This is a genomic window from Flexivirga meconopsidis, assembly GCF_026162425.1.
Lineage (GTDB): Bacteria > Actinomycetota > Actinomycetes > Actinomycetales > Dermatophilaceae > Flexivirga > Flexivirga meconopsidis.
In genome coordinates, this window is the sequence record NZ_JAOBQJ010000005.1 from 454927 (window position 1) to 469055 (window position 14129).

Consider the following 14129-nt stretch of genomic DNA (forward strand, 5'->3'; position numbering starts at 1 on the left):
CATAGTAATATGTTCATATGGTTATCCGCCTGCGAGCCTTCGTGGCTCTTGCCCTGATCGCGCTTTTCCTTGTCTGCCAGGCAAATTCACCGGTGGTCGCAGCAGCCGACCAGTCACCCGAGTCGCAGGCTGTCGAGCGCCTACGGTCGATCGGCAGCCCATCGGCGGCGGTTGCGGTCGTCGAGCGGGACGCCCGCCCGCGACAGGCGTTCGCCGACTCGGGCGCACAGACGCCGTTTCTCGTCGGCTCGCTGTCCAAGTCGTTCACCGCTCTTGCGGCGATGCGCCTGGTCGACAGCGGGCGCCTCCGACTCGACGACACAGTCCGGTCGCGGCTGCCGTCCTTCACCCTCGCCGATGGCGCGGGGGCCGGCATCACCGTGCGCCAACTGCTCACCCACACCTCGGGGATCGGCCGCCTCGACGGGCTCGAACGGGCCGACATCGTCGACGACGCACCCTGCAAGGCAGCGTCCCTGGTGCGGTCCTTGTCGAGCGCGACGCTGCGTCATACCCCTGGCTCGAAGTATGAATACTCCGACGCCAACTACCTGGTGCTCGGCGAGGTCGTCGCGGCCGCCTACGGCGCGCCCTACCCGCGCGCCCTGCGTGCGCTCGTCCTCGACCCACTCGGCATGACCGAGACCATCACGACGCCGCAGGAGGCTCGCGCGGCCGGGCTGAGCGCGGGACACCGCTGGGCCTGGGGCGGGGCACGGGACTTCGACCTGCCATATGTCGCCTCGGGCCTCGCCTACGGCTACGTGGCGTCGACGATCACCGACCTGACCCGGTATGCCCGCGCGGAGCTGACCCGCGATCCGAAGCTGTTGTCGGCCGGCTCTTGGCGGCTGATGCAGTCCGCACAGGTGCGCACCGGGCCGACCCAGAGTTACGGATTCGGTTGGCGCATCACGCAATTGTCCGGGCTGGACCGGCCGGTCATCGAGCACACGGGGGCTACGCCCGGCTCGTTCGCGCACCTGCTGATCAGTCCGGACACCGGTCGGGCCGTGGTGGTGCTGGCCGACGTCTACAGCGAGGCGCTCGCGCCCGCGCTCGCCCAGGTAGGACCCGACGTGCTTCGCCGACTCGCCGGTTCGCCTGCCGAGCCCGGAGGCATTGATCCAGTGCTGCGTTGGCTGCCGTGGGCGCTCGCCGGGCTGGCAGCTGCACTACTCGCCGCCGCTGCCTTCCTCACCCTGCGACGCGTCGGCGGTGCCGCCGGGAGATGGGTCCGGACCGGTGTCGGCGTCCTCGCGGCGCTCGCCGCAGTCCTCGCGTGGCTCGCGCCGTCGATGTTGCTCGGAGTCGATTGGCAGATCGTCCGGTTGTGGAGCCCGGACGTCGCGCAAGCCCTCATCGCGCTACTCGTCGTCGGGGTGCTGGCCACCGCCGCCATGGTGTTCAGCGTGCTGCGCGGCGTGCGCTCAGCGGCCTGAAGGTGGCTGCCCGTAGGGTCCCTGACCGTATGACGGGACCTTCGGATTACGCGGCACGACATATGTTTTCGCTGCCTTGTCGTGCAGCGACTGGGCGTTCTTGTCCCCGAGCGGCAGCAGCCCGTCGATGAGACCGAAGAGCGAGCCGAGCGAGCCGACAAGCGGGACCAGCCCACCGATGAAGGGGATGCCCTTGACCAAGGACCGCACCGCGACGGCGTTGAGCGCCGGCCGCGCGGTCGACCCGGTGCCGCGCACCCGGATGCCGAGCGCCATCTTGCCCAGCGTCTGACCTCGCCACGACACGAGCGCGATCTCGTAGACCAGGAAGAGCCCGAGCATGATCAGCGGATACTGCCACGGCAACTGCAGCAGGGAGTCCGGCATCGGCGGCTGGGACCGTCCCTCCCGCGCGGCGTCCATCACATCGCCATACCAGCCCGAGAAATCATCCATCCACGGCCGAACCCATGGCAGCGCGATGACGAGCGCGACGCCGGCGATCAGCAAGTAATCGAGGATGTAGGCGACCAGCCGCCGCCACCATGCCGCGGTCGGCTCACCATCGGGTGTCGTCTTGCCGATCCGCTGGGCGTAGGGCGCATACGGCTGCCCGTACGGCGACTGGCCAGGCTGGTGGGGCTGCTGCGGCGGCTGCTGACCCGCGTCACGACGGAAGGGATCGCGGTCGCCCGACTGATAGGGCTGCAATGGCTGGCGCGGTGAACCGGCAGGTGGCTGCGCTCCGACCTGGGCGGCCCGCCGACGCGCTTCCTCTTCTTCCCATTGCTGTTTGGCGTCGCCGATCCGGGACTGGTCGAGTCCGGGCTTCACCTTGGGCATTGTCCGGTCGGACCACAAGATGCCGTCCCAGTAGCGCAGCAGGTCGGGATTCTCCGGGTCGTCATACCAACCCGACGGGCGATCGCTCATGGTCACCGATCCTCTCACTCGCTGCCGCCAGGACCCAGCACGCTCCCCGGTCTAGAGTGACCGCATGTCCTCTCGAGGCAACGACCGGCCGAGCTCGACCACCCGCGGCAGCCGCTGATGCCGGGTGCGGTGGTGACCGGCGCCGGTGCCGGCCTCGGTGCCGAGATCGTCCGCCGGCTGGCCCGACGCGGCTTCACCGTCCACGTCACCGACATCGATGGCGATGCCGCGGCGCGCACTGCGGCGGACGTCGCAGCTGGCTGCTACGCAACACAACTCGACGTCAGGGATGCCGAAGCGACCCGTGCCGTGGCGGCGCGCACTGCCGAGCAGGACGGTCTCGCATTGTGGGTCAACAACGCCGGGGTCCTGCGCACCGGGCCGTTGTGGCAGCACTCCCCCGACTTATGGCGGGAGCTGCTGGAGGTCAACGCGCTCGGCACGCTGCACGGCATGACGGCCGCGCTGGAGCACATGCGACCCGCGCAGCGCGGCGCGATCATCAACGTCGCCTCGCTGGCTTCGTTGACCCCGGTGCCCGGCGAAGCCGTATACGCCGCAACCAAACACGCCGTCCTCGGGCTCAGCCTGTCCACCATCGCCGACCTGCGCCTCGCGGGCGAGCGGGACATCTCGATCAGTTGCGTGTGCCCGGACGGCATGTGGACACCGATGCTCTACGACAAGCTGGACGACCCCGGAGCCGCGATGTCGTTCTCCGGGACCCTGCTGCAGCCGGAGCAGGTGGCCGACGCGGTCGAGCGCCTGGTCGATCACCCGCAACCCATTCTGAGCACGCCCCGCTGGCGCGGCGCGATCGCGCGAGTGCCGTCACTGCTTCCGCGGCTGAGCAGCGGCTCCCTCGGGGTCACCCATCGGCTCGGGCAGTGGCAGCAGAGCCGGCTACGTCGCGCGCACGCGCGAGGCAAGCTGTGAACCCCGCGTAGGCTCGGGCCATGACGAAGTTTCTGCTGTTGCTGCACCTGCTCACGGCGATCTTCGCAGTGGGTCCGCTCGTCCATGCGGCCACGACCGCTTCGCGCGGTCTGCGCAAGGCCGACGTCGCAGCGCTCGACTCGTCCTCGCGGATGTGCAAGATCTACTCGGGCGCGTCGCTGCTCGTGGTCGTCTTCGGCTTCGGCCTGATGTCGCAGAAGTCCTCGCGCACACACGAGAAGCTCGCCAGCTTCGGGGACACCTGGATCTGGTTGTCCCTGCTGCTGTGGGTGATCGCGGTCGGCCTCGCCTTCGGGGTCATCGCGCCGACTCTCGACAAGGCATCCGACGAACTGCGAGCTGCCACACCGGTTTCCGGCCCTGACGCCGCAGGCACCACCACGACGTCCGTCTCGTCATACACCGCACGGGTGGCGGCCTCGGGCGGTGTGGTCGGCGTGCTCTTCGCCGTCATCGTGGTGCTGATGGTCTACAAGCCGGGCAGCTGAGCCGCCCGGCTTGTAGCAAGGACAACCGTTTTCAGAGGTTGCCGCGTCGGTCCTGCTCGCGCTCGATCGCCTCGAAGAGCGCCTTGAAGTTGCCCTTGCCGAAGCCGAGCGAGCCGTGTCGCTCGATCAGCTCGAAGAAGACTGTCGGGCGGTCGCCGAGCGGCTTGGTGAAGATCTGCAGCAGGTAGCCGTCCTCGTCGCGGTCGACCAGAATGCCGCGCCGCTGCAGCTCCTCGACCGGCACCCGCACTTCACCGATACGGGCACGCAGCTCGGGGTCTTCGTAGTAGCTGTCGGGCGTGTCGAGGAACTCAACACCATTGGCGCGCAACGCATCCACCGACGCGATGATGTCACCGGTCGCGACAGCGAGGTGCTGGGCACCGGCGCCACGGTAGAACTCGAGGTACTCGTCGATCTGCGACTTCTTCTTGGCGATCGCCGGCTCGTTGAGCGGGAACTTCACCCGGTGGTTGCCGTTGGCCACGACCTTGCTCATCAGCGCGGAGTAGTCGGTGGCGATGTCGTCGCCGATGAACTCGGCCATGTTCACAAAGCCCATGACCCGGTTGTAGAACGCGACCCACTCGTCCATCTTGCCGAGCTCGACGTTACCGACGATGTGGTCCAGCGCCTGGAAGAGACGCTTGGGCTGACCCGGCCGCGGGAGGTAATTCGACTGCTGCGCAACATAACCCGGCAGGTAGGGGCCGTCGTACCTCGACCGGTCCACCAGCGTGTGGATCGTCTCGCCATACGTCGCGATCGCACCGATGCGGATCGTGCCGTGCTCGTCGGTGACATCCTCCGGCTCGCGGACGACAGTGGCGCCGGCCGCCTTCGCCTGCGCGATGCACTTGTCCACATCGGGCACCTCGAGAGCGATGTCGACGACTCCGTCGCCGTGCTTACGGTGGTGCTCAACCAGCGGACTGTCGGGGTCGACGGCACCGTTGATCACGAAGCGGATCGAGCCGCTCTTGAGCACGAACGACTTGTGATCGCGGTTGCCGGTCTCCGGGCCGCTGTAGGCAACCAGCTCCATGCCCCAGGCCGACTGGTAGTAGAGAGCGGACTGCGTCGCGTTGCCGGACACGAACACGATCGCGTCCCAGCCGGTGACCGGGAACGGATCCTTGTCGGCGTCGTAGTCGACCAGACCGACCAGTTGCTTCAGCTGGTCGAGGTCCTGGCCGGCGGCCAGCTCGTCGGGGGTGAGGTTCAGCGTCGAGGTCATGCGGTCACTGTGGCTGCGACCACAGCGACCGCGCAACCGACCGCGTTCAGCCTGATCATCATGCACAAACTGTCCGGCAATTGCCCGGATACGTTCGACAATCTGACCACTGTATGACGGGGGTCGCTCAGTGCTCGACCGCCTTCTCCGCACCGGCGCCGGTCAGCGAACGCACCTCCATCTCGGCGAACTTGGCGTCGTCGCTCTTCTCCTTGCTGGTGACGGTGCCGAGCCAGCCGAGGAAGAAGCCGACCGGGATCGAGACGATGCCCGGGTTGTCCAGCGGGAACCAGTGGAAGTCGATGGACGTGTCGGTGATCATCGAGGTTGCCTTGCCGGCCTTGTCCACCTTGCCGGACACCACCGGGCTGAAGATGATCAGGATCAGCGCACACCCGAGACCGCCATACATCGACCACAGCGCGCCGCGGGTGTTGAACCGCCGCCAGAACAGCGAGTAGAGAATCGTCGGCAGGTTGGCGCTGGCCGCGATCGCGAAGGCGAGCGCGACCAGGAATGCGACGTTCTGACCGTTGGCGAAGATGCCGCCGACGATCGCGATCACCCCGATGACGAGTGCGGTGATGCGCGCGACGCGGACCTCGCCCGCCGAGTCGACGGTGCCCTTCTTGATCACGTTGGCGTAGATGTCGTGCGCGAACGACGCACTGGCGGTGATCGTCAGACCTGCCACCACCGCGAGGATCGTGGCGAACGCGACGGCGGAGATCACCCCGAGCAGGACTTCCCCGCCGAGCTCGTAGGCCAGCAGCGGCGCGGCGCTGTTGACCTTGCCCGGTGCGGCGAGGATCTTGTCCGGCCCGACGAGCGCTGCCGCGCCATAACCGAGGACGAGGGTGAACAGGTAGAAGATGCCAATCAGCCAGATCGCCCAAACCACAGAGTTACGAGCCTCTTTCGCCGACGGCACGGTGTAGAACCGCATCAGCACGTGCGGCAGGCCTGCGGTGCCCAGCACAAGCGCCAGGCCCAGCGACACGAAGTCGAGCTTGGTGGTGGAGTCCTTGCCGTACTGCAATCCGGGACCGAGCACGTCGGTGCCGGACTTGGAGTTGTCGACCGCGCCCTGCAGCAGATCGGACATGTTCATGCCGTACTTGCCGAGCACCCACACCGTCATGGCGGCAGCGCCCACGATCAGCAGCGCCGCCTTCACGATCTGCACCCAGGTGGTGCCCTTCATGCCACCGACGAGCACGTAGAACACCATGATGACGCCGACCACCGCGATGACGACACTCTGCGCAGCCTTGCCGTCGATGCCGAGCAGCAGCGCGACCAGGCCGCCCGCACCCGCCATCTGAGCGAGCAGGTAGAAGAAGCTGACCGCGAGCGTCGACACAGCTGCGGCAGTGCGCACCGGGCGCTGCCGCAGCCGGAACGACAACACGTCGGCCATCGTGAATCGCCCTGTGTTGCGGAGCAATTCGGCGACCAGGAGCAGCGCGACCAGCCAGGCGACGAGGAAGCCGATCGAGTAGAGGAACCCGTCATACCCGTTGACCGCGATCGCGCCGGCGATGCCGAGGAACGACGCCGCGGACAGGTAGTCACCCGAGATCGCGATGCCGTTCTGCCGGCCGGTGAAGGCACGGCCGCCGGCGTAGTAGTCGGCAGCGGTGCTGTTGTTGCGGGACGCACGGATCACGATCGCCAAGGTGACCAGCACGAAGGCCGCGAAGATGAGGATGTTGACCGTCGAGTTGCCGACCTTGGTGGACTCGGCCGCGGCGAGCGCGTTCATCGCTGCTCACCTCCCTCGTGCTCGGTCAGTCCCACTGAGGCAGCGAGCTTTTCGGCGGCCGGGTCGAACACCCGGTTGGCCCACCTGACGTAGATCATCGTGATCGCGAAGGTGGACACGAACTGCAGCAGACCGAGCACGAGCCCGACGGTGATGTTGCCGAAGAGCTTGTGTGCCATGAAATCGTGCGCGTAGGCACCGAGCAGCACGTAGGCGAAATACCAGATCAGGAAGACCGCCGTCATCGGGAAGACGAAGCGGCGGAATCTGCTTCGTAGATCTTTGAATTCAGGCGATTGTTCAACACGCAGGTAACCCTGTGCGGCGTCAGCGGGCAGTTCCGAACCGGACGACATCGCAGTGTCCTCTCACCGGAGACAGAGTGTGACTCAGCTCACTATGACCGTTTCCGATGAGATTCCTGGGAATTGCCTGGTCGTTCGGCGCGTCGCGTCAGCGCTGCGCGTCAGGCAGGTCGCTCAGCGCATGCGGCCGGCCGCACCGAACATCAGCTTCACCCCACCGTCGATCACCCGGTCCGGCAGCACACGTCGCGCGTAGGTGATCGGCTTGGCGCCCATGCCGATCGCATAGCGCGACCGCGGGTGAGACGAACGCACAGCCTTGGCAATGGCATTCGCCACCACCTCGGGTTTCGAGCCGCGCATCGGGCCCGATTGCTCGGACCCGAGCATCCGCGCCACGTGGCGCACCTGCTCGGCATACGCTCCCCCGCCGGAACGCGCCATCAGTCCCTCGCCGGCGATGCCGCCCCACTCGGTGTCGATCGCGCCGGGCTCGATGATGACGACCTTGATCCCGAACGGCGCGAGTTCCAGCCGCAGCGCGTCGCTGAGACCCTCGACGGCGAACTTGGTGGCGTGGTACCAACCGCCGAAGGGCGTGTAGATCTTGCCGCCGATCGAGGAGACGTTGACGATGTAGCCGTCGCCGCGCTCGCGCATCTGCGGGGTCACCAGCTGGATCAGCCGGGCCAGACCGAACACGTTGACGTCGAACTGCCGCCGCGCCTCCTCCGGCGGGACGTCCTCGATCGCGCCGTATGAGCCGTAGCCCGCGTTGTTGACCAGCACGTCGATGCGACCGGTCTCGCCGAGGATCCGGTCGACGCCGTCCCGCATCGACGCGTCGTCGGTGACGTCCATCGCGATCGGCGTAATGCCTTGCGTTTCCAGCTCTTTCATCCGCTCGACCCGTCGGGCGGCCGCATAGACGGCGTAGCCCTCCGACGCGAGCTTGCGGGCGGTCGCCATACCGATGCCGGATGACGCGCCGGTGACCAGGGCCGTGCGGGTGGTGGGTGCAGACACGAGAGTCCTCGATTCGTGAGTCGTCGACACCGATCATGAATGTCGGTTCACCTTCGATTCTGAACTATGATTCATCTTGTGGCAAGTCAGCAACGACGCAGTGACGCGGTGCGCAACCGGAGCCGGATCATGGCGGCCGCCCGGGAGCAGATCGTCGAGCACGGTCCGGAGGTGAGCATGGCGACGATCGCCGACGCCGCCGGGGTCGCCGTCGGCACTCTCTATCGCAATTTCCCGCGGAAGATCGACCTGGTCAACGCGGTGATCACCGAGCACATCGAGCAGATCATGGACGACATCCAGCGCACGTCCGCCCGGGTGGCGGACGGGGCTCCCGCCGGCGAGGAGTTGCGCGGGCTGGCGCGCCGCATCCTGGACGAGGCGGCGCGCAACCACGCCGTCAAGAGCGCCGCCGGATTCATCGGCGACCCCGGCTACGCCGACGCCGAGCAGCGCGCGATGCGCAGCCTGACCGCGATGGTGCAGGCGTGCATCGAGGCCGGCGTCCTCGCCTCCGACGTGGGCCCGGCCGATTTCCAGCTGCTCGTCGCCACCGCCCCCGTCGACCAGCCCGAGCCGGCCCGGCAGCGCTGGCTGGACATTTTCCTCGCCGGATTAGCACCTCGCTGAGCGGCCCGGCTCCGCTACGGTCAGGACCATGCCGCCGATCGACAACCTCGATGCGCGCCTGATCGCGCTCTTCAGCGAGCGCCCGCAGGTCGGCGTGCTCGGAGCGTCCCGAGTGCTCGGCGTCGCGCGCGGCACCGTGCAGGCCCGCCTCGACCGGTTGATCGAGCGCGGCGTCATCTCTTCGCTCGGACCATCGGTCTCGCCCGCAGCACTCGGTTACCCGGTCATGGCGTTCTGCACGCTGGAGATCCAGCAACGCAAGGGGCGGGACAAGGTCGTCGAGCACCTCGCCGAGATCCCCGAGGTCCTCGAGGTGCACACCATCACCGGCAGCGGTGACCTGTTCGCGCGCTTCGTGGCCAAGGACAACAGCGACCTGCAGCGCGTGATCGATCAGGTGGTCGGCGACGGACTCGTCGTGCGGGCTTCGACCACGATCGCGCTCGCCGAGCTCGTCGAGCACCGCACGCTGCCGCTGGTGCGCAAGTCCGGCGGCATCAGCGACTGACCGACGACCGGCTCAGCGTGCCATCGCGTCAGCGCTTCCGGCCGACGAACCAATTGCGAATCATCGTGATGCGCTCGGTCACCTCGGTCGTCGACGCCCGGTCCAGTGCCGGGCCGCCGCACTTGACCCGCAGCTCGTGGTGCACGTGCGCGTGCGGCTTGCCGGTCTTGGTCGAGTATGCCGCGACGAGCGCGTTGAGCTCCTTGCGCTGCGCGGCCAGGGCGCGGTGCGCCGCGACCGGCTGGTCGTCCGCGGGGCGGGCGCGGCCCTTCTTGTTCTGTTTGTCCTGCCTCTGCCGCAACAGGTCGGTGACCTGCTCGGGCTCGAGCAGGCCTGGCAGCCCGAGGTATTCCTGCTCGTCGGGGCTGCCGACCTCGGCACCGAGCCCGAACTGCTGTGCGTCGAAGAGAACGTGGTCGAACTCCGCTTCCGACTCCAGCGCCTCGAACTTCCCATCGTCAGGACCGAGGGCCTTCTCCTCGCGGTTGGCCTCCGCGATCAGGCCCTCCTCCTCCGACCAGATCGAATCCTCTTGTTTCTCAGGGCGATCCAGGGCGTGGTCACGCTGCTTCTCCATCGAGGAAGCGAGCTCGAGGATCTGCGGCACGGTCGGCAAGAACACCGTCGCGGTCTCGCCGCGCCGCCGCGCGCGCACGAAGCGGCCTACTGCCTGGGCGAAGTAGAGCGGGGTCGAGGTCGAGGTGGCGAAGACACCGACGGCCAGTCGTGGCACGTCGACCCCCTCGGAGACCATCCGGACCGCGACCATCCAGCGGTCCTCGGAGCCAGCGAACTCCTCAATGCGTGACGAGGCACCGGCGTCGTCGGAAAGCACCACGACCGGCTGGACACCGGTCACCTCACGGAGGGTCCGGGCGTAGGAGCGCGCCGCCGTCTGGTTGGACGCGATCACCAGGCCGCCGGCATCCGGCACGTGACGGCGGACCTCGGTGAGCCGCTTGTCGGCTGCTCGCAACACGGCCGGGATCCAAGACCCGGTCGGGTCGAGCGCGGTGCGCCAGGCCGCTGCGGTGGCGTCCTTGGTCAGCGGCTCGCCCAGCCGGGCGGCGATTTCGTCGCCGGCGGAGGTGCGCCAGCGCATCGCCCCGCCATACGCCATGAAAAGCACGGGACGCACGACGCCGTCACGCAGCGCCTCGGCGTAACCGTAGGTGAAGTCGCTCGCCGAGCGCCTGATGCCGTCGTCGCCCTCTTCGTAGCGGACGAACGGGATCGGCGCGGTGTCGGAGCGAAAAGGCGTGCCGGTCAAGCAGATCCGGCGGGTGGCGGGCTCGAATGCCTCCCGCATCGCGTCACCCCACGACTTGGTGTCGCCGCCATGGTGCACCTCGTCGAGGATCACCAGCGTGCGCCGCTTCTGGGTGCGGATGCGGTGCAGTGCGGGGCGACTGGCGACACCGGCGTAGGTGACCGCGACGCCGTCGAAGTCGGCGGCGTGCTCCTCCTGCGCATTGGTGAAGCGCGGGTCGATGTGGATGCCGACCCGGGACGCCGCATCGGCCCACTGGGTCTTCAGGTGCTCGGTCGGGGCGACGATCGTCACCTGCTCGATGACCCCACGATCCATCAGCTCGGTGGCCAGCCGCAGCGCGTAGGTGGTCTTGCCTGCCCCGGGGGTTGCGACCGCGAGGAAATCACGCGGCTGCTCGGCGAAGTAGCGGTCCATCGCATCGGCCTGCCAGGCACGCAGCTTGCCCGCAGTGCCCCACGCCGCCTTGTCGGGGAACGCCGGGGACAGGTGCGAGGCGGCGGAAGTGCTCATAGATGGACCAGGCTAACTTCCGCGGGTGACACCGCGGCAAACGACCCGCGAGGCGCGGGTCACGGTGTCACGACTTGCCGTCGCCGCCGTCCTGCGGCTCACGAAGCCCCTCGTAGATCTCCTTGCAGGTCGGGCAGACCGGGAACTTCTCGGGGTCGCGGCCGGGCACCCACACCTTGCCGCAGAGGGCCGTCACCGGCTCTCCGGACAGGGCGCTCTCCATGATCTTCTCCTTGCGCACGTAGTGCGCAAAACGCTCATGATCGCCCGGCTCCTGCAGCTGCTCCTGAACGTCGGGCCGCTCGATCGTCGCCGTGGAGGTGCCGGGCACACTCGGTGCGGCGTCGGGCGAGGAGAGACGGTCTGGTTCGTCGACAGTGCTCATGACGGTCAATTGTATGACGGCGCCGGTCGGCCGGGCGCGGCCCGCTCGGCCGCAGGGCCGGCGACGGGTGCTCATTGAGCGGCGGGTGCTAGTTGAGCTCTGGGTCGTCGGGGAAGCTGGCGGCGAACGCCATGGACGACCGCTGCCGCCGCAGCACCTGCTCCCACAGGTCGTCCGGGTCGTCGCTGAACGGGTCGTACGCCTCGGCGTCGACCACGAACCAGTAGCCGGACTCGATCTCGCTCTCGAGTTGCTCGGGGCCCCAGCCGGCGTATCCGGCGTAGATGCGCAGCGCGGCGAGCGAGGGCATCACCACCGGCGGCGGCGCGTCGAGGTCGATGAGGCAGACGCCGCCGAAGAGCCGCTTGATGCCAAGCTGTTCGTCCTCGTCACCGGGCGACGACGCCAGGCCGAGCGCGGTGTCCAGCGACACCGGCCCGCCCTGGAAGACGCAGTCGGGGCGAGAGACGTGCTCCTGCCAACCGGGCAGCACCGCGTCGACCTCCGCGGTCAACGGGCGGTTGAGGATCAGGCCGTGCGCGCCGTCGTCGTCGTGGTGCAGCACGAGGACGACGCTGCGGTCGAAGACGTCGTCGTCACCGACCTCCGCCTGCTCGCGCGGCACGGCAACGAGCAGCCGGCTGGTCAGATCCTCCACGGGCACCATTATGACGACAGGTGTGACTCTCGCTCGCGCGAACGTCAGTCTCGGTCGCGCCGGTCGTAACGACCGCCGCGACTGCCACCGGAGTAGTTGCCGGAACGACCGCCCCCGGAACGGAATCCGTCGCGCCGCGGGCGACCCCCGCCATACCCACCGGACCGGCCTCCGCGGTAGCCGCCACCGCGACGGTCACCGCCACGCCCACCGCGGTTTGCCCGCGGAGGGGTGAGGATGCGCTGCAGATCGTCGTCGGTGATCCGGCGACCGTCGGGAGTGCTGCCGCCCGCAGCCTGGATGACGTCGTCGCCCGGCCGCGCACGCTGCAGCTTGGTCTCAACGCCCGCCTCGTCCAGCAACCGCTGCATGGTCCGGCGCTGATGCGGGAGCGCGAGGGTCACCACGGTGCCCTGCTCCCCGGCACGCGCGGTGCGGCCGGCGCGGTGCAGGTAGTCCTTGTGGTCGGCCGGTGGGTCGACCTGCAGCACGACGCCCACGTCGTCGACGTGGATGCCACGTGCCGCGACATCGGTCGCCACCAGCACCGGCACCTTGCCGTCCTTGAACGCGCTGAGCACCTTGTTGCGCTGGCCCTGGTTGAGGCCACCGTGCAGCGCGGCCGCCATGACGCCCTGGTCACGCAGCTCGGCTGCGACGCGATCGGCGCCGAGCTTGGTCCGCACGAAGACGACCGTGCGGCCCGGCCGGTTGGCGACCTCGGCGGTGACGATCTTCTTGTCGCGGGGCTCGATCAGCAGCGCGTGGTGCGCCATCGTGCTGACCGACGCGGTGCCGTCGTCGGTCGCGTGCTCGACCGGGTCGGTCAGGTAACGCTCCACGACGGTGTCGATGCCCCGGTCGAGGGTCGCGGAGAAGAGCAGCCGCTGACCGTCCTCCGGCACTTCGTCCAGGATCTGGGTGATCGCCTCGAGGAAGCCCATCTCGGCCATGTGATCGGCCTCGTCCAGGATCGCGATCTCTACCCGCCTGAGGTCTGCCGCGCCGCGCTCCATCAGATCGATCAGCCGGCCCGGGGTGGCGATCAGCAGGTCGACACCTCGCTCCAGCGCGGACAACTGCGGCTCGTAGGGCATACCGCCGGCGACCAGCTTGTGCCGCAGGCCGATGACGTGCACCAGCGGCTGCAGCGCGTCGCTCACCTGCATCGCGAGCTCACGCGTCGGCACGAGCACGATGGCGCGCGGCTGGTTCGGCCGAGCACGGCCACCGGCGGCCAGACGCGTCAGGGCCGGCAGGCCGAAGGACAGCGTCTTGCCGGAGCCGGTGCGGCCACGGCCGAGCACGTCACGACCTTCGAGGGCGTCCGGGATGGTCGCGGTCTGGATCGGGAAGGGCTGAGTGATGCCGTCGCGGGCGAGTCGCTGGACCAGGGCGTCCGGCAGTCCGAGGTCGGCAAAACCGTTGCCGTCCAGGCTGATCGGCTCCTGCACGACGGGCTCGCGGGCGGCCGGCTTCTCGTCGCGGTATGCCGGGGCCGGTCGCTCGGATCGACGCTCGTCGCGGCGGAAGTCCCGCCGGTCGTCGCGGCGGAAGTCCCGCCGGTCGTCGCGACGGAAGTCCCGCCGGTCGTCGCGGCGGTCGCCCCGGCCGAAGTCGCGTCGCTCACGCCGGTCGTCCCGCCGCTCGTCCCGGTAACCGCGCGAGCCGCGGCTGTCGTCCCGGCGGTCGGGATACCGCGGGCCGCCGCGGCGGTCGTCGCGCTCGTCATACGCACGACGCGGCCGCCGCTCGCCGCCGCGTTCGGCGCGGGCCGAGCCGGCCCGCTTCTCGAACCGCTCGGAGCGATTCGGTCGGTCGGAACGCTTTGCGTCACGGTCGAATTCGCGGCCGGCGTCGGTGCCGCGCTGCTTGCGGGTGGAGGACCGTTTCGCTTCGAGTTTCTGCGCCCGGGTCCATCGGGCCTTCTTGCCGTCCATCGTCTTCTTGGTCATGTCGAGCCACGTCCTTTACGTGTTCAAAGGGCGCACTATGACTCGAGCACGACGAAA

14 protein-coding genes are annotated in these 14129 nt (G+C 68.5%); 5 read left to right on the plus strand and 9 right to left on the minus strand.

Translation table 11 applies throughout. The annotated features are described in order from the left end of the window. Positions 1 to 17 precede the first annotated feature (17 nt). Positions 18 to 1442: a serine hydrolase domain-containing protein gene (locus N2M23_RS18660; protein ID WP_265447608.1), complete on the plus strand. Its 1425-nt coding sequence runs from the start codon at positions 18 to 20 to the stop codon at positions 1440 to 1442. Here the strand turns inward: N2M23_RS18660 and N2M23_RS18665 are convergent. Then, on the minus strand, positions 1431 to 2375 hold the full coding sequence (locus N2M23_RS18665; RefSeq protein WP_265447610.1) for an RDD family protein: 945 nt from the start codon (positions 2373 to 2375) through the stop codon (positions 1431 to 1433). The genes N2M23_RS18660 and N2M23_RS18665 overlap by 12 nt on opposite strands. 117 nt (positions 2376 to 2492) lie before the next feature. Between N2M23_RS18665 and N2M23_RS18670 the strand changes: the two genes are divergently transcribed. Both N2M23_RS18670 and N2M23_RS18675 read left to right on the plus strand, forming a co-directional pair. Beyond that, complete coding sequence (locus N2M23_RS18670) at positions 2493 to 3311, plus strand: SDR family NAD(P)-dependent oxidoreductase (protein WP_265447612.1); 819 nt, start codon at positions 2493 to 2495, stop codon at positions 3309 to 3311. Between the two features lie 20 nt (positions 3312 to 3331). Beyond that, positions 3332 to 3820 carry a DUF2269 family protein gene (locus N2M23_RS18675; protein WP_265447614.1) on the plus strand — a complete coding sequence of 163 codons (489 nt, stop codon included), beginning with the start codon at positions 3332 to 3334 and terminating at the stop codon, positions 3818 to 3820. 31 nt (positions 3821 to 3851) lie between these two features. Here the strand turns inward: N2M23_RS18675 and hppD are convergent, their stop codons facing one another. The 4 genes from hppD to N2M23_RS18695 all read right to left on the minus strand — a co-directional run bounded on the left by hppD (position 3852) and on the right by N2M23_RS18695 (position 8153). Further along, a complete protein-coding gene (hppD, locus tag N2M23_RS18680; protein WP_265447615.1) occupies positions 3852 to 5057 on the minus strand; it encodes a 4-hydroxyphenylpyruvate dioxygenase in 1206 nt (401 codons plus the stop codon). 127 nt (positions 5058 to 5184) lie between these two features. Then, positions 5185 to 6822, minus strand: a complete 1638-nt coding sequence (locus N2M23_RS18685) for a solute symporter family protein (protein WP_265447617.1) — start codon at positions 6820 to 6822, stop codon at positions 5185 to 5187. Next, a complete protein-coding gene (locus N2M23_RS18690; protein WP_265447619.1) occupies positions 6819 to 7178 on the minus strand; it encodes a DUF485 domain-containing protein in 360 nt (119 codons plus the stop codon). The genes N2M23_RS18685 and N2M23_RS18690 overlap by 4 nt, the downstream gene beginning before the upstream one ends. Before the next feature lie 123 nt (positions 7179 to 7301). After that, positions 7302 to 8153, minus strand: coding sequence for an oxidoreductase (locus tag N2M23_RS18695; protein WP_265447621.1), 852 nt, complete (start codon positions 8151 to 8153; stop codon positions 7302 to 7304). A gap of 78 nt (positions 8154 to 8231) precedes the next feature. Here N2M23_RS18695 and N2M23_RS18700 point away from each other — a divergent pair, with 78 nt between their 5' ends. Both N2M23_RS18700 and N2M23_RS18705 read left to right on the plus strand, forming a co-directional pair. Then, entirely contained in the window at positions 8232 to 8783 is a 552-nt protein-coding gene (locus tag N2M23_RS18700) for a TetR/AcrR family transcriptional regulator (RefSeq protein WP_265447622.1), read from the plus strand. Positions 8784 to 8811: 28 nt separating this feature from the next. Further along, the gene (locus tag N2M23_RS18705) at positions 8812 to 9291 is read left to right on the plus strand and encodes an Lrp/AsnC family transcriptional regulator (RefSeq protein WP_265447624.1); all 480 of its coding nucleotides are present in this window, start codon (positions 8812 to 8814) and stop codon (positions 9289 to 9291) included. Between the two features lie 28 nt (positions 9292 to 9319). Here N2M23_RS18705 and N2M23_RS18710 read toward each other — a convergent pair whose 3' ends face one another. The 4 genes from N2M23_RS18710 to N2M23_RS18725 form a co-directional block, all read right to left on the minus strand. Next, complete coding sequence (locus N2M23_RS18710) at positions 9320 to 11074, minus strand: DEAD/DEAH box helicase (protein ID WP_265447625.1); 1755 nt, start codon at positions 11072 to 11074, stop codon at positions 9320 to 9322. Positions 11075 to 11141: 67 nt separating this feature from the next. After that, positions 11142 to 11459: a DUF3039 domain-containing protein gene (locus N2M23_RS18715; RefSeq protein WP_265447626.1), complete on the minus strand. Its 318-nt coding sequence runs from the start codon at positions 11457 to 11459 to the stop codon at positions 11142 to 11144. Between the two features lie 88 nt (positions 11460 to 11547). Continuing rightward, positions 11548 to 12126 (minus strand): YqgE/AlgH family protein, encoded by a 579-nt coding sequence (locus N2M23_RS18720; protein WP_279672407.1) that lies wholly within the window; start codon positions 12124 to 12126, stop codon positions 11548 to 11550. 35 nt (positions 12127 to 12161) lie between these two features. Next, the gene (locus tag N2M23_RS18725; protein WP_265447629.1) at positions 12162 to 14072 is read right to left on the minus strand and encodes a DEAD/DEAH box helicase; all 1911 of its coding nucleotides are present in this window, start codon (positions 14070 to 14072) and stop codon (positions 12162 to 12164) included. Between the last annotated feature and the right edge of the window lie 57 nt (positions 14073 to 14129).